Here is an 18,018-nt window from a genome sequence, read left to right on the forward strand (position 1 = left end):
GTTAGCAGACTGTCGGGGCATCGCCCACAGACTGTTTCCCTGCCGACGGCGCGGCAAAGTGGACAGTATGTGCGCAAGGGCGTAAAGAAATTCCGGGGGACTGACGTCGATGCAGACCACGCACGCCAAGTACCATATCGGTCAGGTGCTTCGTCATCGAAAGCACCCCTTTCGTGGTGTCGTCTTCGACGTGGACGCGATGTTTTCCAACACCGAGGAATGGTACGACAACATCCCCGAAGACAGCCGCCCCTCGAAGGACCAGCCGTTCTATCACCTGCTCGCCGAAAACGGCCAAAGCTACTATGTGGCCTATGTGTCCGAGCAGAACCTTGTGCCCGACGAAACCGGCGAGCCTGTCGATCACCCCGATCTTGGCGACCTGTTCGGCGATTTCGAGGACGGGCGCTATCCGTTGACCTTCCAGCTCAACTGACGCTTACCAGTTGTTCATGCTTTGCCCCGTATCTTGCTGCAACGGCAAGAAAGGGAATGCGCCATGCAACTGCAGACTCAGACAAGACCCAAGGTGATTTCGGTCGTGGTGATGGAAGACCGGATCGACGCCGCAACGGCCATCCAGTTCAAGGAAAAGATGCGTGACGTCACCCGCGACGGCCCGGCCCGTGTGGTACTGGACATGGCGCGGGTCCAGTTTCTCGACTCCTCCGGGCTTGGGGCCATTGTGGCGGTGAAAAAGCTTCTGGGGCCGGATCGGGTGCTGGAACTGTCCGGTCTTACGCCGACTGTCGAAAAGGTGTTTCGCCTGACCCGGATGGACAGTGTCTTCACGATTCACCCCTCGCTTGAGGTCGCCGTTGCCCAAGCTGCAAGTGCCTGACCAGGATCCTCGAACGCCCGGGCTCAGCCTGACGATTCAGGCCGATCCGGTCTCCGTCCGGGGGGCGCTGAAACGGCTGCTGTCGTCTCCGCCGCTCTCTGACCTTGCTGGCACGGATCGCGGCCTGGCCGAGGTTGTTCTTGCCGAGGTGCTGAACAACGTGGCCGAGCATGCCTATGGCGGAACCGGGGGCAGGGTAGAAGTCCGGCTCATGAAGGAACATGGCCTCTTGCGGTGCCTTGTCGTTGATGAAGGTCGTCCGATGCCCGGGGGTCAAATGCCAACAGGCCGGCTTCCCGGCGGGCCCGACCTCGCCCTCGACGACCTGCCGGAGGGTGGGTTCGGCTGGCATCTGATCCGGTCGCTGAGCATGGACCTGACCTATGCCCGCGTCGATGGCAAGAACCGGCTTTCCTTCGCCCTTGTCGCCACAGGGGAGAGCTTGGGCACCCTTTCCCCGCACGACCGCAGTTCCGGTTTCGGGTCCGGCTGACGTCTCGCTTGCCGGGCCGCCTTCGGCAGATCGGTGGGCCATGCGGTGCCGGACACGGGTCGATAAGTTTCAATTCTGCGCATTTGCCACAGTGCGATCACGATGGCGTGACGCTTGCGGCGCGGTCCCGGGGCAAACCCGACCAGCGGCAAAAGCCGCACCCTGGCGCCCGAACCAACGTCCACCTCTCACCGGGCGCCAGGGGTTCTTGCCCCTTGGCTTCCCGCCTTGCCGGCCGTAGCTTGCACGGCAGTTGCTGGATCAGCCGGACACCATCCGGTCGTTCACCGCAACAAGTTGAAGGCAAGGAAAGGCGTGGAGATGGGGCGTTCGGATATCGGGGCCGTTCACACTGCACCGGGCGGCGGGTCGCGCGATCTTCACTTGCCCGGCCGCTCTGCTGTCTATGCCGCGAACGGCCTCTGCGCGACATCGCATCCGATTGCGGCCCAGGTCGCCATCGAAATCCTGAAATCCGGCGGCAATGCCGTCGACGCGGCAATTGCCGGGGCGGTCGTGCTTGGTATTGCAGAGCCACAGATGACCGGGATCGGTGGCGACTGCTTTGCCCTGATAAAGCCGCCCGGCTCGGAAGAGATCATCGCGCTGAACGGCTCGGGGCGCGCTCCGAAGGGCCTGAACGCCGCCGACCTGCGGGCGCGCGGTCTGACGGCGGTGCCGATCCGGGGGATCGAAGCCGTCACCCTGCCCGGAGCGATCGATGCCTTCTGTCGCCTCAACACCGACTATGGGCTGAAGTCGCTCGCCGAAGTGCTGGCCCCGGCCATCCGCTATGCCGAGGAAGGCATCCCCGTCGCGCCGCGGGTGGCGTTCGACTGGGCCGAAGACCTGCCCTGCCTGCAGGGTGCTGCGCGCGACTTCTACTCCTTCGGCGGCAAGGCCCCGACCGTCGGGCAGATCTTCCGCGCACCCGGACAGGCCGAAGTCCTGCGCCGCATCGCGCGGGAAGGCCGGGCCGGATTCTACGAGGGCGAGGTGGCCGCGGACATGATCGCCTCGCTGCGCGCCCTGGGCGGGACACACAGTCTGGACGACCTTGCCGCCACCGCCTGCGACTACACTGTCCCGGTCTCGGGCCCCTACCAGGGGATTGACCTGGTCGAACACCCGCCCAACGGCCAGGGTGCCACCGCCATCCTGCTTCTGAACATCCTCCGGCACTTCGACCTTGCCGCGATGGACCCGTTCGGCGCCCAACGCGCCCATATCGAAGCCGAGGCGACAAAGCTCGCCTACGATGCCCGCAACCGCTTCATCGCCGACCCGGACCACACGACCCGGCTGGACCACATGCTCGCGCCCGAAACGGCTGCGAAACTGGCCGCCCTGATCGACCCCAACCGCGCCATGCCAGCCGCCGCGCCCCTGACCGAGGCGGTGCATCGCGACACGATCTACATCACCGTGGTCGACCGCGACCGGATGGCGGTGTCGCTGATCTACTCGGTCTTCTGGGGCTTCGGCTCCGGCTTCGCCTCGTCGAAGTTCGGCATCAACTTCCAGAACCGGGGCGCCGGCTTTACCCTGACCGAGGGCCACCCGAACGAGGCCGGGCCGGGCAAGCGCCCGATGCACACGATCATTCCCGGAATGATCCGGCAGAACGGTCGCGTCCTCATGCCCTTCGGCGTGATGGGCGGGGCCTATCAGCCCTGCGGTCATGCGCGGTTCGTCAGCAACCTCGTCGATTACGGCATGGACCTTCAGGCCGCGATCGACGCCCCGCGCTGTTTTTCGGGACCCGACGGGATGGAGGTCGAACGCGGCTACTCCGACCGGGTCCGCGCCGACCTGGCCGCGATGGGCCACCATGTGACCATCCCCGACACACCCCTTGGCGGAGCGCAGGCGATCCGCATCGACGGCGACGTGCTGGTCGGCGCCTCGGACCCCAGAAAGGACGGGTGCGCCCTTGGCTACTGACATCGACCGCTCCGCCATCACCGCCGCCATCCGGTCGCTGACCCATGGCGAAACCGACACCGTGGCGCTGATGGCCACTGTCGTCTGCGAGATCCACCACGCGCATCCCTTCGCCGACTGGACCGGCTTCTACCGCGTCACTGCCCCGGAACTCCTGAAGATCGGCCCGTATCAGGGTGGCCATGGCTGCCTGGTGATCCCGTTCTCCCGTGGCGTCTGCGGCGCCGCCGCCCGCACCGGCCAGGTCCAGAACGTCCCCGACGTGGACGCTTTCCCCGGTCACATCGCCTGCTCATCCGCGACGAGATCCGAACTGGTCCTCCCGGTCTGGAACGGCAAGGGAAAGCTGCTCGGCGTCCTCGACCTTGACAGCAACACTCCCGCCGCTTTCACGAAGGCCGACGAAGACTGGCTTGTCCCCCTTCTCTCGGAAGTCTTCCGCGACGCGATCTGACCAATTCGACTGGAATTGTGCTTGCTCTTTTCTCAAATACTCCACGGGAGGTCCGGAGGGTGTGAAACCCTCCGGGGCCGGCCCGAGGCGCAACGACAGGACAGATGATGACCGAAATCACCCTTCTCGACGGTGGCATGGGCCAGGAACTCATTGCCCGCGCGGGCAGCGATCCCGGCCCCCTCTGGGCGACGCGGGTGATGATCGACCACCCCGGTCTGGTCCGCGCGATTCACGAAGACTACTTCGCCGCCGGGGCCAGCCTGGCCACGACCAACACCTACAACATCCTGCATGATCGCCTTGTCCCGCATGGGCTCGACGCGCTCTACCATGCGCTCCATCTCCGGGCCCTGGCCGAGGCGCATGAGGCCCGCGCTACCGCAGGCCGGGGGCTGATCGCCGGGTCGATGGGCCCGCTGGGCGAAAGCTACCGCCCCGACCTGACCCCGCCGGTCGAGGTTTCGGCGGCACTCTATGCCGAAAAGGCCCGGATCATGGCGCCTCATGTCGACGTGATCCTGATCGAGACGATCTCCTCGCTGGACCTTGCCCGAGGCGCCCTGCGCGGCGCCCGAACCACCGACCGCCCGGTCTGGCTGTCGGTCTCGGTCCAGGACCGCGACGGTAGCAGACTTCGCTCTGGCGAGCCTGTCGCGGCGCTCGCCGAGGTGCTCGCCGAAACTCCCGCCGATGCCGTCCTTGCCAACTGCTCGATGCCCGAGGCGATGTCGGCGGCACTGGAGGCCCTGAGGCCCCTCGGCCTCCCTTTCGGCGCCTATGCCAACGGGTTTTCCGAAATCACGCCGCACACTCACGGCACCAGCGCCGCGGAATACTGCGCCCGTCATGACCTTACACCCGAGCGTTATACCGACTTTGCGCTGCACTGGGTCACGCAGGGTGCGACGTTGATCGGGGGCTGTTGCGAAGTCGGCCCAGCCCATATCCGTCATCTGCATGACCGCCTCCTTGCTGAAGGCCACAGGATTGCATAAGCCCTCGCTGATCCCGGATTTCGCCTACGACCCGCCGGATGTGCCGCTTGACATCCTGCACGAGGACGCAGCGATCCTTGTCGTGAACAAGCCAGCGGGCCTTCTGACTGTCCCCGGCAAGCTGGCGAACCGGCAGGATTGCCTGATCTCCCGCCTGCAAGCGGCCCGCTGGGATGCGCTGACGGTGCACCGGCTGGATTGCGACACCTCCGGGGTCATCATCTTTGCCCGCACGAAGCAGGCGCAGGGTTTTCTGGGGCAGGAATTCGAACAGCGCCGCGCGCTGAAGACCTATGTCGCCCGGCTGATGGGCCGTCTGGAGCCGGACAGCGGCACTGTAGACCTGCCACTGGGCAGCGACTGGGACTATCGGCCACGGCAGAAGGTCGATCCCGTCCACGGTCGCCCGGCCGTCACCGACTGGCAGGTGATAGATCGGACGGACCGCGAAACCCGCGTCCGCCTGACCCCGCATACCGGGCGCAGCCACCAGCTTCGCGTTCACATGCTGTCGCTGGGCCACCCGATCCTTGGCGACCAGATCTATGCCCCGGAAACCCTGTCCGACCATTCCCGCCTGATGCTGCACGCCGAGACCCTGTCGCTGCACCATCCCGCGACCGGGCAACGGGTGACATTCTCTGCGCCCACCCCTTTCTGAGCTTTGACCTTCCGTCACAGGTTTGATGCTTGACTGCCGCAGACTGCGTGCGAAACCCGTGTCGCGGCCATCCTGATGCTGATCTTTCCGGGTCAGATCGGGTCGCTGTCAGCCGCCGCGCCTTCATGTCTGGCTCTGGGCATTGTCGAAGGCATCCAGCTTTGCGCGGTCTGGCTGACCTCTGCCGCCCCTAGTTCCTGTCCCAAAGCGCCAGAAGGATCCCCGTGACGCAGAAATACAGCCCGAAGATCCCAAAGGCCGAGACGAGATAAAGCTGGAAAAAGAACAGCGGCCCGCCCAACAGGGACGAGATCAGCGCAATGGCCATGCTTCCCAGGGCCAGAATGCCGCCCGCAAGGGCAGCCAGCAGGACCGAGCCGACAAGCTCGCGCCAGTTGCGGCAGAACAAGAGCGTCAGGAGCCCGTGGGTCAGGACCAGCAGCACCAGGTTGGTCGCAAAGATCGGCGCGAGGGTCGGCTTGCCGGTCTCGATCCGGACCGGATCAAGCAGCGTGACCAGCAGGCAGAAGACGATCAGGAACAGGTGCACGATGATCGCCGGAAATTGCACCGCGTTGCGGAAGCGCGGGAACAGGGCCAGCAGAATCGCCAGCTGGCCGACCGGAAGAGCCAGTTTCAGCAGGGTCGGGTCGATCCGCCCGTCCGGCGCAACCGTATCGGCGGCAGAAAGCGCGTTGCTCAGGTCGGCCAACGTCCCCGACAGCGACAAGGCGACGCCCCCCAGCGCCACGGCACCCAGAAGCAGGGCGAGGACCTGCCACAGAGCCCCTGGTCGGTCAGGCACCTGCGAACCCGCCGCCAAAGTGCCTGACCTATGACGCATGTCGTGTCCATCTGTGGTCAGGATCGGCAGGCGCGTGTCCACATCGCGCACCAGGCGCCAGCACAGGATGAAAGCCAGCGCCACAAGACATTCGTAGACGACAACGGCGATCAGGATGTTCAGCACCGGTGCCGCCCCTCAAGAACTGCTACGAAACCGCTGGGTCTTGTCCCATTGCGTGGTGATGCCAAGCAGCTTGTCCTTCAACAGTTGCAGGACTCCGACGTTACAGGCCAACAGGCTGGTAAAGGACGACACGAACAGGAAGGGCACCGCAGAAAAGGCCCGACGCTGTCCATCGGAAACGCATCCTGCCGCGATCTGGTAGAAGGGCGCGAAATTGCCGATGCCGGTAAACAGGGTCAGTGACATTGTCATGATCGACAGGCTCGCCCAGGTCTCGCCCAGCTGCGCGGGCATCGCCAGGGCGATGACCAGGTTCAACAGCACCAGGCTGGGCACCGTGTAGACCAGCAGCACCAAAGCCGCGTCAAGCCGGGCCATCAGGGGCTGGCGCGTCGCCCCCAGCGTCGCAAGGAAATAGCGGCCAAGGCAGTCGTTGTGTCCGATCGCCCAGCGCTTGACCTGGCGATAGCGGACCTGCCAGGTCTCGGGGCTTTCCTCATAGCATTCGGCATCCGCCACATAGGCCACCTTCATGCCCGCGATGAACAGGCGATAGGTCAGGTCGGTGTCCTCGGCCAGCGAGACGGTGTTCCAGCCGCCCACAGCCTCCAGCGCGGACCGCCGCACCGCACCCGTCGTACCGCCGAACTGCGGCAAGAGCGACATCCGGTGCCGCACCTCCTGGTCGACGACATAGCCTCCGCGCCGCTCCAGATCCAGAAGTTTGGTCAGCATGTTGGCGTTGGCGTTGTACGGCACGACCCGACCCATTGTCGCGCCCACCAGCGGATCGGCGAAGGGCGCGACCAGGCGCCGGATGATGTGCGGAGGAGGAAGGTAATCGGCGTCGAAGAAGACCAGGACTTCGGACGTCGAGCTGTTGATCGCATCCAGAAGCGCCGCCGGTTTGCCCGGCGCGGCATCTTGGGGCCGGTGGATGACCCGGACACAGGGGTGGCGGGCGGCAAAGTCATCCGCGATGGCCCCTGTCCCATCCCGCGATCGGTCGTCGATCACGATGATTTCGTATCTGTCAGCCGGGTAGTCCATCCGCGTCAGGCAGTCGAGGCAACCACGGATCACCCGCTCTTCGTTGTGGGCCGGAACGATCACCGTCACCCTTGGCAGCTCTGCGTCGGGAACCGGCCGAGACTCGGCCCCGCGCCGTCCGAAATGGAACAGCAGGGTCACTGCCACCTGACGGAGCAGAACCAGCAAGGCAAGAAAGGTCGTCGTGACGTTCCAGGCAACCAGAAAGACGATTGCCGCTGCCGTCATAGGCCGAATTTGATGCCGATGGATGCGCCAGTCAGATCGTACAGATCGGTGTTGACGAATTCACCCCGCAGGATGACCTCGGCGTTGTCCGAGAGCCGATAGGACAGGAAGGGCTTGAACGCGGTGTAATCGTTGTTCACCGGCGCAAGCGGGGTAAGGTCGTAGGAGATCTGGCCAAAACCGATTTCCGCCCCGATGTTCAGCCCCCCTTTCGTGATCAGCGTCGCCACAGCTGCGACGTCATAGCCGGTGTCAGCTGCCCCGCTGGGCTCGGTCACCGCCGCACGAAGCTGGGCCACGATGTAGGATCCATTGGACATTTCAGGGAAATACCTGACCACCTCGCCACGCAGACTGGTCGCGCTGATGTCGCCTTCGTATTTCACCCGGCTGATCTCGAAGTCGAGGATCGTGCTGGGACCCGAGTTGTAGCGATAGCCCAACGCATATTTCCAGTCCGGCGCTGCGCCGAGATCCGAGTTGGAATGTTCGATCGAAAAGCGCAGGCGGCCCGGACCGGCAGAGACTTCTGCGCCGATACCGACCGAGGTCACGTTCTCTTCGCGGTCCTGTGCGCTGATATCCAGCAGGATCGCGGTGCCCGAGCTCATGACAAAGCGCGAATTCAGCCCGATGTAGTCGCGGTCGGAATAGCCGTTGGTCACATCGATCGTGCCGTAGGTCAGCTGGACAAATCCCTTGTCCTGGGCGCTGGCGGCAAATCCGATGGGCAGCAATGCGCCAACCAGAAGGGCTTGCCTGATGGATGTGCTCATCTTCTTCTCCCGACGGAAGCGTATCTGTTGCCGCCAACCGATAGCCCATTCGCGTTTCGCGAGAAAGCCATATCGCGCAAGGCGACTGCTGCCATGGGGCACATATGGCTTTCCTGCACCAAGTCGCCCAACTAAGGCAAGCGTTGGAAATCCTTGACGCTTTTGCCGCTTGAAAAGAGACTGGGGCCAATGGGTTAAAGGGCCGTCAAAACCAGCAAGGCATCCCGGCAGGAAAGCGTCCTTTGCCTGGCAGCATTCACCTTGGGCGTGTGCTCATCGGTCGTTCAGACCAGCAGGCCGCCATCGCTGTCATCGCCGGCCTCTTCCAGAAGGCGGTCGAAATCGGGGATCGTGACGTGCCGGTTGCCTTCCAGGCTGATGACGCCGTCGCGCTTCAGCGCGCTGATCTGGCGGCTGACGGTTTCCAGGGTCAGTCCCAGATAGTCGGCCATTTCCTCGCGGGTCAGCGGCAAATCGACCGTCAGCGCCCCCGAGGACCGGCGCAGGTGCAAGGCCGCATCGCGGCGCGCGATGATCGAGATCAGCGAGGCAATCTTCTCGCGTGCAGTCTTGCGCCCAAGCAGCAGCATCCATTCCCGCGCCGCGTCCAGTTCGTCCAGCGTCATCTCAAGCAATCGCTGGGCCACATGCGGGGTCGTCGCCATCATCTCTTCGAAGGGCTTCTTGCGAAAGCAGCACATGACAAGGTCGGTTGTCGCCGTCACGTCGAAAGCCGCCGTGGACCGCCCCGGACGACCGACGAAATCCGACGGCAGCAGAAGACCCACCATCTGGCGCCGCCCGTCCTCCATCGTCTGCGTCAGCGTGGCGATCCCGCTGACCACGGAACCGACGAATTCCATACGGTCCCCCGACCAGATGATGGTCTGACCGGCCTGAAAGCTGCGGTAGTACTTGATCTGCTCCAGCCGGGCCAGCTCATCGGACTCGCAGCGCGCGCAGACCGCGCGGTGGCGAATCGGGCACTCTCCGCATTGAACGTGGATGGAATGCTCAATCACTCTGGCCGCCTTACGTTGATCTGCATCAAGGAGCCCTCTCCCTCGCGCTTCTAGCATAGTCGGATGAGCCACGACCCGCAACTCGCCCGCCTCGGTCTGTTCGACGCTCGTGTACCGCGGTACACGTCCTACCCGACGGCGCCTCATTTCGGGCCAGAGGTGGGACCAGGCACATTCGTCAACTGGATCGAGGCGATCCCGGACAATAGCGAAATCTCGCTGTATATCCACGTCCCCTTCTGCCGCCGCCTGTGCTGGTTCTGCGCCTGTCGCACGCAAGGCACCACCTCGGACGAGCCGGTGCGCGCCTATGTGGAAACCCTGAAAGCCGAGCTTGCGCTTTTGCGCGCCCACTTGCCACGGGGCGTTTCGCTCAGCCGGTTGCATTGGGGCGGTGGCACGCCGACGCTTCTGTCGGGCGATCTTATCCGCGACCTGTCCGATACGGTCTTTTCGGTGGCCCCGATGGCAGCCGGAGGCGAGTTTTCGGTCGAGATCGACCCGAACGAAATCGACGATTCCCGGCTTGACGCGCTTGCCGCTGCCGGAATGAATCGGGCCTCGATCGGTGTGCAGGATTTCGATCCGTTGATCCAGAAGGCCATCGGGCGGGAACAGGGCTATGAACTGACCCGCGACGTGGCGTCCCGGATCCGCGACCGCGGCGTCGCCAGCCTGAACGCCGACATCCTGTATGGCCTCCCGTTCCAGACCGGACCGCGTATCGCCGATTCGGTGCAGAAGCTTCTGACCCTCTCGCCCGACCGAGTCGCGCTGTACGGCTACGCCCATGTCCCGTGGATGAGCAGACGCCAGCAGATGATCCCGTCGGACGCGATGCCAACCCCGGAGGAACGGCTGTCCCTGTTCGAAACCGCGCGGCAGCTGTTCCTTTGGGATGGCTATGTCGAGGTTGGCATCGACCATTTCGCCCGCCCCGAAGACGGCATGGCGCGCGCACTTCAGACCGGCACCCTGCGCCGGAATTTCCAGGGCTACACCGACGATCCCGCCCCCGTCCTGATCGGGCTGGGCGCCTCGTCGATCAGCCGGTTCCCGCAAGGCTTTGCGCAGAATGCCTCGGGCACGGCAGAGCATACCAAGGCCATCCGCGCCGGTTCCTTCTCGACCCACAAGGGCCATGTCTTCCGGGGCGAGGACCTGCTGCGCGCCAGGATCATCGAGGCGCTGATGTGCGACTTCCGGGTGTCGCGCAGCGAGCTTTTGCAGCGGTTCGACGTCAGCCCCGACCGGATCGAAACCCTGTTCCAGGCCGCCGTGGCCGAGTTCGGCGACATGGTCCGGGTGACCGAGGATGGCCTGCGCATCCCCGACCGCGCCCGCCCCCTGACGCGGATGATCGCGCGCGCCTTCGATGCCTACGACCATTCCAAGGCCAAGCACTCGTCGGCGGTGTAGCACGCCGCTTCGGCCAGCGATCTGCGCCGCTCAGCTTCGTGCAAGCCGGGTCAGGAGGTCCACCTGTCTGGGCAGGCAGACCGACCGCAGGTCATACTTCGCGCGCGCCATCCGCCGGGCGGCTTCTCTCATCCCGTCATGGGCCTCGGGTCGCGCCAGCGCGTCGGTCAGCGCTGCGGACCAGGCCGAGACATCGAAGAACGGGACCAGACGTCCGTTGACGCCGTCCGTTATCATTTCCGCTACCGGCGGGGTGTCCGAACCCACGACCAGCGTCCCGGCGGCCAGGGCCTCGACCATCGACCAGGACAACACGAAGGGATAGGTCAGATAGGCGTGGACGCGGGCCACATGCATCAGGTCGACCAGACGATCATAGGGCAGCCGCCCGGTGAAATGGACGCGCGACAGGTCCAGCCGATCCCTCACCTCGTTCAGGATGACGTCCTTCCACGACCCGCCTTCCCGGGGCGCCTGTCCATAGCTGACCTCGTTGCCTCCCACGATCACGACCTGCGCTTCGGGCCTGGCCGCCAGAACATCCGGCAAGGCGCGCATGAAGACATGATAGCCGCGATAGGGCTCCAGGTTGCGGTTGACGAAGGTCAGAACCTCGTCCCCCCGCCGCAGGATCCGGCCGTTCGGCAGCACGAAGCTGGCCAGAGGGTTCGGGGCAAGCCGGTCGCAATCGACCCCGTCGAAGATCACCTCAAGCAGTCTGCGCAGCGCCGGGGGGTGCGTGCCGGCCTGCCACTCGGTCGGGCAGACCCCGCCATCGGAGTGGACCAGGGCCTGCGCCATGTAGGCAGAGCGGGACTGGGCGATCATCACCTGATCAAAGCCCCGAGCCTGAAACTCGGGGTCAAAGCCGGTATCTGCTCCCAGACCCCGATAGTAGAACTCGGCAAAGACCAGAAGTTTCGCCTCGGGCCAGACCTCTTTCAGAAACAGCGTCTCGCCCCAGCCCGAATGGCCGTAGATCACGTCCGGCACATAGCCTTCCTGGCGCAGTTTCCGCGCAAAGCGGGCCACCACGACGCCCCGGTCGCTCATCACCGTGAAGTTGCGGCCCAGCCGCGTGGCCTTGGGGTCCACCTCCTGCGGTTTGTAGCTGTAACGCAGGGTGGGGATGTCCGTGGTCTTGTCGTTGGTCGCGTCGGTGAGTGCCCGCACATCGTGCCCGCGGCGCTGCATCTCGGGCGCCAGGTGCAGGAACTGGGCCGGAAAGTTCTGGTGGACGAAAAGCAGCTTCAAGCATCAGGCTCCGAAGGCGGCGGCCATCAGGGCTTTGGTATAGGGGGTTTTCGGATTGGTAAACACGGCTTCGCAGTCGCCGGATTCGACCACATCGCCCGACTGCATCACCATGACCTTGTGTGCCATGGCTCGGATCACCCGCAAGTCGTGGCTGATGAAGATGTAGGCGAGGCCCCATTTCCGCTGCAACTCGCGCAGGAGATCGGCGATCTGGACCTGAACCGTCATGTCCAGGGCACTGGTCGGTTCGTCCAGCACCACCAGTTTCGGCCGCAGGATCATTGCCCGGGCAATGGCGATGCGCTGGCGCTGGCCACCGCTGAATTCGTGCGGGTAGCGCTGCATCGTGGCCGGGTCGAGACCGACCTCGGCCATGATCCCCGCGACCATCTCGGTGCGGTTGTGGCCGGGATCGACGCCGTGGACACCCAGACCCTCGGCAATGATCTCCTCCACCGTCATCCGGGGAGAGAGGCTTCCGTAGGGGTCCTGGAACACCACCTGCATCTCGCGACGCAGACTGCGCAACTCGGCGCGGCCCAGGCTTTGCAGGTCGCGGCCCAGGAAGGTGACTGTCCCGGTCGAAGGAATCAGCCGCAGGATCGCCAGAGCCAGCGTGGTCTTGCCCGAACCGCTTTCGCCGACGATCCCCAACGTCTCGCCCGCGCGGACTGACAGGGTCGCGTCGTTCACTGCCTTCACATGGCCCACGGTCTTGCGCAGAAGGCCCTTCTGGATCGGGAACCAGATGCGCAGCGCATCGGTCCGCACCACCTCGGCGGCCCCTGCCGGCACCGGAGGCGGGCCGCCCTTCTGCTCGGCGGCCAGCAGCTTTTGCGTGTAGGGATGCTGCGGATTGGCGAAGATCTCGGCCGTGCTGCCCTGTTCGACGATCTCGCCGCCCTGCATCACGCAAACCCGGTCGGCGATGCGGCGGACGATGCCCAGGTCATGGGTGATGAACAGAAGGCTCAGCCCCTCGGCCCGTTTCAGGTCGGCCAGAAGGTCAAGGATCTGCGCCTGGATCGTCACGTCCAGCGCCGTGGTGGGCTCGTCGGCCACCAGAAGCTCCGGCCCGTTGGCCAAGGCCATCGCGATCATCACCCGCTGCCGCTGCCCGCCCGACAGCTGGTGCGGATAGGCACCAAGGCGGCTTTCCGCGTCGCGGATGCCGACCTTGCCCAGCAACTCGACGATCCGGGCGCGGGCCTTGTCGCCGGACAGGCCCTGGTGCAGGGCAAGGCTTTCGGCCAGCTGCTTTTCGATGGTGTGCAAGGGGTTCAGGCTCGTCATCGGCTCCTGGAAGATGAAGCTGATGTCGTTGCCCCGCACCTTGCGCAACTCGCGTTCGCTGGCGCCGACCATCTGCGTGCCGTTGTAGGTGACCGATCCCGCAACTTCGGCATTGTCGGACAACAGGCCCACCGTGGACAGCGCCGTGACCGACTTGCCCGAGCCGCTTTCCCCGACCAGCGCCACCGTCTCGCCCTTGTCGACGGTAAACGACACGCCCCGCACCGCCTCGATCCGGCGCCCCTCCTGGCGGAAGGTGACACTCAGGTCCCTGACCTCAAGCACGCTCATCTGAAGGTCTTCCGCGGGTCGAAGGCATCGCGGACGCCCTCGAAGATGAAGACCAGAAGCGACAGCATGATCGCGAAGGTGAAGAAGGCGATGAAGGCCAGATGCGGGGCCTGGAGGTTCTGCTGCGCCTGCCGGGTCAACTGGCCCAGCGAGGGCAGATCCGCGGGCAGGCCGAAGCCGAGGTAATCCAGGCTTGCCAGCGTCCCGATCGCCCCGGTGACGGCAAAGGGCAGCAGCGTCAGCGTCGCAACCATGGCATTGGGCAGAACGTGGCGGAACATGATCTGCCAATCGGCCACGCCCAGCGCCCTGGCGGCGCGGACATATTCGAAGTTCCGCGCCCGCAGGAACTCGGCCCGGACGACACCGACAAGCCCGGTCCAGCCGAACAGCACCATGAGAAACACCAGAAGCCAGAAGCTTTTCGACCAGACTGCGGTCAGGATGATGATCACGTAAAGCGTGGGAACCGAGGACCACAGCTCGATGAAGCGCTGGAAGAGAAGGTCGGTCAGACCGCCGAAATAGCCCTGCACCGCGCCCGCCGCGATGCCGATGACCGAGCTGAGCAGCGTCACGATCAGCGCGAAGGTGACCGACAGCCGGAAGCCGTAGATGATCCGCGCCAGCACGTCGCGGCTGGTGTCGTCGGTCCCCAGCCAGTTCATCGCCGAGGGCTTGCCCGGCGCGACCCCTCCGGTATCGACGATGGTGTTGTAGCTGAAGGGGATCAGCGGCCAGAGCATCCAGCCTTTCTGCACCGGCTGTCCCGAGGCCGTGCCCGAGGCGTTGACCTCGGCCTTGATGCCCTCGGGGTCGTCCCAGCAGTCCTGCGACCCGCCCGACACGATCAGGCATTGCACTTCGGGCGTGGTGTAGTCTGCCTCGGTGCGCAGGTCGCCCCCGAAGGCCACCTCGGGGTAGAACTTGAAGACCGGGGTGTAATAGCTGCCCTGATACTGCACCAGGATCGGCCGGTCATTGGCGATCAGTTCCGCAAACAGCGAGATGCCGTAAAGGACCAGAAAGATCCACAGCGACCAATAAGCCCGCCGGTTCGCCTTGAAGTTCCGCCAGCGCCGCTGATTTAGGGCCGAAAGCGCCATCATCCGCGCCTTTCGAAGTCGATGCGGGGATCGACGAAGACATACATGAGGTCGGAAAGGATACCGACGACCAGGCCGATCAGCCCGAAGGCGAACAGCGTGCCGAAGATCACCGGATAGTCACGCTCCACCGCCGAGCGGAAACCAAGCTGGCCCAGCCCGTCCAGCGAGAAGATCACCTCGATCAGCAGGCTCGACCCGAAGAACACCGCCAGAAACAACCCCGGAAACCCGGCGATCACGATCAGCATCGCGTTGCGGAACACATGGCCGTAGAGCACGCGGCTTTCCGAAAGGCCCTTTGCCCGCGCGGTCAGGACGTACTGCTTCTTGATCTCGTCCAGAAAGCTGTTCTTTGTCAGCAGAGTCAGGACGGCAAAGGACGAGATCAGCTGCGCCGTCACCGGCAGGGTGATGTGCCAGAGGTAGTCGACGATCTTCCCCCACAGTGACAGCTCGGCCCAGTTGTCGCTGGTCAGCCCGCGCAGCGGGAACCACTGGTAATAGCTTCCCCCCGCAAATACCACCATCAGCAGGATCGCGAACAGGAACCCGGGGATCGCATAGGCCGCGATGATGATGCCGCTTGTCCAGGTGTCAAAGCTCGACCCGTCGTGAACCGCCTTGCGGATGCCCAGCGGGATCGACACCAGATAGGCGATCAGCGTGGACCAGAGCCCCAGCGTGATCGACACCGGCATCTTCTCGATGACCAGATCGACGACCGAGATCGACCGGAAATAGCTCTCACCGAAGTCGAGGGTCAGATAGTTGCCCATCATGATGAAAAACCGCTCGACCGCCGGGATCTGCTCTTTCCGGCATTCCGGTGCGGTGACCGACGGCTTGCCGGTATAGCCCTCATCGCAGACGATCCGGGCAAAGCCGAACTGGACTTCCAGCTTGGCGATGAACTCGGGCGGCAGGCCACGGGCGCCGACATAGCCGTCGTCCTCCTGAACCCCGCCCCCCTCGCTGCCGCCAAGATTCTGGATGGAATCGCCCTCGCCCTCCAGCCGCGCGATGACCTGCTGAACCGGCCCGCCGGGGACGAACTGGGTCAGCGCGAAGTTGATGACCATCACGCCGAACAGCGTGGGGATCACCAGCAGCAACCGGCGGAGGATGTAGGCGCCCAAAATCCCTGCCCGTTCTTCGTTACTTCAACACGCCCTTGGCCTTCAGCGCGTCGGCTTTTTCGGCGTTGTACCACCAGATCGACAGTTCGCCCAGCCCATAGGGGGGCAGGGTCTCGGGATGTTCGTACATGTTGTAGTAGGCGACCCAGTTGTCCTTCTTGTAGTAGCGCGGCACGATCACCCATTGCGACCGCAGGACGCGGTCCAGCGCCTTGATCGTGGTATGCAGCGCCTCGCGGCTGTCCGCTGCCTCGACCAGGTCCAGGATCCTGTCCACCGCCGGGTCGGCATAGCCCATCCGGTTGCGGCTGGAATTGTCCTTGGAAACCGAGCCCCAGGCCTGTTTCAGCACCCCGCCCGGCTCTAGCCCGCCATTGACCACCGTGGTCGGCAGCGCATCGAAGTCGAAGTTCGGCGGGCTGGCACGTTCCTGCAGCTGGGGGTCGTCGATGATCTCGAAACTGGCATCCACGCCCAGGGCGCGCAGGTTCTCGACATAGGCGTTCATCACCGGCAGCAGATCGGTGCGCGAATGGACCATCGCCATCCTCAGCGTCTTGCCGTCCTTGCGGCGCAGGCCATCGCTGCCGACGGTCCAGCCCGCCTCGTCCAGCAGGGCCGAGGCCGCGCGCAGGTTCTTGCGGTCCAGCGCCCGATCTTCCGACGACACCGAGGCCATCTTGGCCTCGTCCGTCAGGATGCTTGCGGGCAAGAGCCCCTCATCCACCAGCGGTTTCAAGATGGCGACTTCGCCCGGCGTCGGCACCCCGGTCGCGGCCATTTCAGAGTTCTCCCAGATCGAATTGATCCGGGCCAGAAGCCCGTAGAACAGCGCCTTGTTCGACCATTCGAAGTTGAACACAGCCCCAGCGCCTGACGCACTCGCGGGTCCTGGAACTGCGGGCGACGCAGGTTGAAGATGATCGACTGCCCGCCCGCGATGTTGCCCGACGGGATCACGGCCTTGACCACATCCCCCGCCGCGACCGCGGGGAAGTCGTAGCCCGTCGCCCAACGCTTGGAATCGCCTTCCGGCCGGAAGGTATAGACGCCAGCCTTGAACGCCTCCATCGCGGCATTGTCATCGCCGAAATACTCGATGCGGATGCGGTCGAAATTGTTCTGGCCGACGTTCAGCGGATGCTTTTCGCCCCAGTAATCAGGATCGCGCTTGTAGATGACCTGCTGGCCGGGCTTGAAACTTTCCAGAACGTAGGGCCCGGTGCCCAGGAAAGGCTCCAGACTGGATTTCTCCAGGTCCCGGTTGTTCTCCTCGTAGTCCTTCTTGGAAAAGATCGGCTCGCTTCCGGCCTGCGCGGGCATGTCGCGGAACGGCGTCCCCGGTGCGAAGGTGAACTTGATCCGGTAGGGGTCAAGCACCTCGACCGACTGGAACTTGCCCCCGGCCACGGCGCGATATTCCGGGATGCCCTTTTCCATGAACAGGTTGTGGCTGAACAGCACATCCTCGGCCGTCATCGGCGAGCCGTCGGAAAACTTGACGTCCTTGCGCAGATTGAAGATCACCCAGGACCGGTCCTCGGGGTATTCCATCGTCTCGCACAGAAGGCAGTAGGCCGCACTGACGTCGTCCAAGGTGCCGCTCAGGATGGATTCGTAGAAGATCGAGGACAGCGCGGCCGAAGTTCCGGCAATCGCATAGGGATTGAACGAATCGAACGACCCCGGCGCCCACTGGCTCATCTCGCCCCCCTTGGGCGCGTCAGGATTGACGTAAGGCAGGTGGGTGAAGTCGGCAGGCAGCGCCAGGTCGCCGAAGGTGGAGATCCCGTGCGACTTTATCACCGTCTCGGCGCGGGCCGGAACCGCAAGAGCCGCCAGCGCAAGCATCAGAGACCCCGCCGCGACAAGTGGTCCCAACCCGGACTTCGCCGCCATCGCCCCTGCTGCACTCTGCTTGCCTGATCGCATCCGTCAGCCTCCCCTGCGTTCCGTCGGACTTATTCATTTATGCTAAATCAGGCTTTGTCGAGCCAACAAGCCGCGATTGCACCGCTCGATTTCGTGAGCGCAAAGCAGAAAGCCGCCCCGAAGGACGGCTTTGCTTTGCGATCG

Annotated in this window: 18 protein-coding genes; 8 read left to right on the forward strand and 10 right to left on the reverse strand. The window is 64.3% G+C overall.

Translation table 11 applies throughout. The annotated features are described in order from the left end of the window. Window positions 1–109 precede the first annotated feature (109 nt). The 7 genes from hspQ (at window position 110) to D5084_RS13935 (ending at window position 5,391) form a co-directional block, all read left to right on the forward strand. A complete protein-coding gene (gene hspQ, locus D5084_RS13905) occupies window positions 110–436 on the forward strand; it encodes a heat shock protein HspQ (protein ID WP_128516101.1) in 327 nt (108 codons plus the stop codon). A gap of 63 nt (window positions 437–499) precedes the next feature. Continuing rightward, window positions 500–841, forward strand: a complete 342-nt coding sequence (locus D5084_RS13910) for an STAS domain-containing protein (protein ID WP_128516102.1) — start codon at window positions 500–502, stop codon at window positions 839–841. Next, complete coding sequence (locus tag D5084_RS13915; protein ID WP_128516103.1) at window positions 834–1,334, forward strand: ATP-binding protein; 501 nt, start codon at window positions 834–836, stop codon at window positions 1,332–1,334. Before D5084_RS13910 ends, D5084_RS13915 begins: the two co-directional genes overlap by 8 nt. A gap of 321 nt (window positions 1,335–1,655) precedes the next feature. Beyond that, window positions 1,656–3,278: a gamma-glutamyltransferase family protein gene (locus D5084_RS13920; RefSeq protein WP_128516104.1), complete on the forward strand. Its 1,623-nt coding sequence runs from the start codon at window positions 1,656–1,658 to the stop codon at window positions 3,276–3,278. Continuing rightward, entirely contained in the window at window positions 3,268–3,732 is a 465-nt protein-coding gene (locus D5084_RS13925) for a GAF domain-containing protein (RefSeq protein ID WP_238382656.1), read from the forward strand. The genes D5084_RS13920 and D5084_RS13925 overlap by 11 nt, the downstream gene beginning before the upstream one ends. Window positions 3,733–3,839: 107 nt before the next feature. Beyond that, window positions 3,840–4,730: a homocysteine S-methyltransferase family protein gene (locus D5084_RS13930; protein WP_128516105.1), complete on the forward strand. Its 891-nt coding sequence runs from the start codon at window positions 3,840–3,842 to the stop codon at window positions 4,728–4,730. Next, entirely contained in the window at window positions 4,723–5,391 is a 669-nt protein-coding gene (locus tag D5084_RS13935; protein WP_238382657.1) for an RluA family pseudouridine synthase, read from the forward strand. The genes D5084_RS13930 and D5084_RS13935 overlap by 8 nt, the downstream gene beginning before the upstream one ends. A 190-nt stretch (window positions 5,392–5,581) precedes the next feature. Here the strand turns inward: D5084_RS13935 and D5084_RS13940 are convergent, their stop codons facing one another. The 4 genes from D5084_RS13940 to fnrL form a co-directional block, all read right to left on the reverse strand. Beyond that, on the reverse strand, window positions 5,582–6,361 hold the full coding sequence (locus tag D5084_RS13940) for a hypothetical protein (RefSeq protein WP_128516107.1): 780 nt from the start codon (window positions 6,359–6,361) through the stop codon (window positions 5,582–5,584). Between the two features lie 12 nt (window positions 6,362–6,373). Further along, window positions 6,374–7,639 (reverse strand): glycosyltransferase family 2 protein, encoded by a 1,266-nt coding sequence (locus D5084_RS13945; RefSeq protein WP_128516108.1) that lies wholly within the window; start codon window positions 7,637–7,639, stop codon window positions 6,374–6,376. Next, window positions 7,636–8,415, reverse strand: coding sequence for a hypothetical protein (locus D5084_RS13950; protein ID WP_128516109.1), 780 nt, complete (start codon window positions 8,413–8,415; stop codon window positions 7,636–7,638). Before D5084_RS13950 ends, D5084_RS13945 begins: the two co-directional genes overlap by 4 nt. Before the next feature lie 284 nt (window positions 8,416–8,699). After that, window positions 8,700–9,437, reverse strand: a complete 738-nt coding sequence (gene fnrL, locus D5084_RS13955) for a transcriptional regulator FnrL (protein ID WP_238382658.1) — start codon at window positions 9,435–9,437, stop codon at window positions 8,700–8,702. Window positions 9,438–9,500: 63 nt separating this feature from the next. Between fnrL and hemN the strand changes: the two genes are divergently transcribed. Then, the gene (gene hemN, locus D5084_RS13960) at window positions 9,501–10,856 is read left to right on the forward strand and encodes an oxygen-independent coproporphyrinogen III oxidase (RefSeq protein ID WP_128516110.1); all 1,356 of its coding nucleotides are present in this window, start codon (window positions 9,501–9,503) and stop codon (window positions 10,854–10,856) included. A gap of 30 nt (window positions 10,857–10,886) precedes the next feature. On the opposite strand, the gene D5084_RS13965 is transcribed toward hemN, so the two are convergent. Genes D5084_RS13965 through D5084_RS18890 form a run of 6 tightly spaced genes read right to left on the reverse strand, consistent with a single transcriptional unit; the run spans window position 10,887 to window position 17,874 of the window. Further along, entirely contained in the window at window positions 10,887–12,110 is a 1,224-nt protein-coding gene (locus D5084_RS13965) for a glycosyltransferase (RefSeq protein WP_128516111.1), read from the reverse strand. A 3-nt stretch (window positions 12,111–12,113) separates the two neighbouring features. Next, window positions 12,114–13,697 carry an ABC transporter ATP-binding protein gene (locus tag D5084_RS13970; protein WP_128516112.1) on the reverse strand — a complete coding sequence of 528 codons (1,584 nt, stop codon included), beginning with the start codon at window positions 13,695–13,697 and terminating at the stop codon, window positions 12,114–12,116. Further along, window positions 13,694–14,803: an ABC transporter permease gene (locus tag D5084_RS13975; RefSeq protein ID WP_128516113.1), complete on the reverse strand. Its 1,110-nt coding sequence runs from the start codon at window positions 14,801–14,803 to the stop codon at window positions 13,694–13,696. Before D5084_RS13975 ends, D5084_RS13970 begins: the two co-directional genes overlap by 4 nt. Beyond that, a complete protein-coding gene (locus D5084_RS13980; RefSeq protein ID WP_128516114.1) occupies window positions 14,803–15,942 on the reverse strand; it encodes a microcin C ABC transporter permease YejB in 1,140 nt (379 codons plus the stop codon). The genes D5084_RS13975 and D5084_RS13980 overlap by 1 nt, the downstream gene beginning before the upstream one ends. 19 nt (window positions 15,943–15,961) lie before the next feature. Next, window positions 15,962–16,774, reverse strand: a complete 813-nt coding sequence (locus tag D5084_RS18885) for an ABC transporter substrate-binding protein (protein WP_274378900.1) — start codon at window positions 16,772–16,774, stop codon at window positions 15,962–15,964. Beyond that, on the reverse strand, window positions 16,678–17,874 hold the full coding sequence (locus tag D5084_RS18890) for an extracellular solute-binding protein (RefSeq protein WP_274378899.1): 1,197 nt from the start codon (window positions 17,872–17,874) through the stop codon (window positions 16,678–16,680). Before D5084_RS18890 ends, D5084_RS18885 begins: the two co-directional genes overlap by 97 nt. Between the last annotated feature and the right edge of the window lie 144 nt (window positions 17,875–18,018).

This window comes from Tabrizicola thermarum, from assembly GCF_003574395.1.
Classification (GTDB): Bacteria; Pseudomonadota; Alphaproteobacteria; order Rhodobacterales; family Rhodobacteraceae; genus Tabrizicola; species Tabrizicola thermarum.

Coding starts and splice junctions, on each gene's coding strand:
- hemN (WP_128516110.1), top strand. CDS start 9,501: ATGAGCCACGACCCGCAACTCGCCCGCCTCGGTCTGTTCGACGCTCGT.
- hspQ (WP_128516101.1), top strand. CDS start 110: ATGCAGACCACGCACGCCAAGTACCATATCGGTCAGGTGCTTCGTCAT.
- D5084_RS13930 (WP_128516105.1), top strand. CDS start 3,840: ATGACCGAAATCACCCTTCTCGACGGTGGCATGGGCCAGGAACTCATT.
- D5084_RS13945 (WP_128516108.1), bottom strand. CDS start 7,639: ATGACGGCAGCGGCAATCGTCTTTCTGGTTGCCTGGAACGTCACGACG.
- D5084_RS13975 (WP_128516113.1), bottom strand. CDS start 14,803: ATGGCGCTTTCGGCCCTAAATCAGCGGCGCTGGCGGAACTTCAAGGCG.
- D5084_RS13970 (WP_128516112.1), bottom strand. CDS start 13,697: ATGAGCGTGCTTGAGGTCAGGGACCTGAGTGTCACCTTCCGCCAGGAG.
- D5084_RS13910 (WP_128516102.1), top strand. CDS start 500: ATGCAACTGCAGACTCAGACAAGACCCAAGGTGATTTCGGTCGTGGTG.
- D5084_RS13950 (WP_128516109.1), bottom strand. CDS start 8,415: ATGAGCACATCCATCAGGCAAGCCCTTCTGGTTGGCGCATTGCTGCCC.
- D5084_RS13920 (WP_128516104.1), top strand. CDS start 1,656: ATGGGGCGTTCGGATATCGGGGCCGTTCACACTGCACCGGGCGGCGGG.
- D5084_RS18890 (WP_274378899.1), bottom strand. CDS start 17,874: ATGCGATCAGGCAAGCAGAGTGCAGCAGGGGCGATGGCGGCGAAGTCC.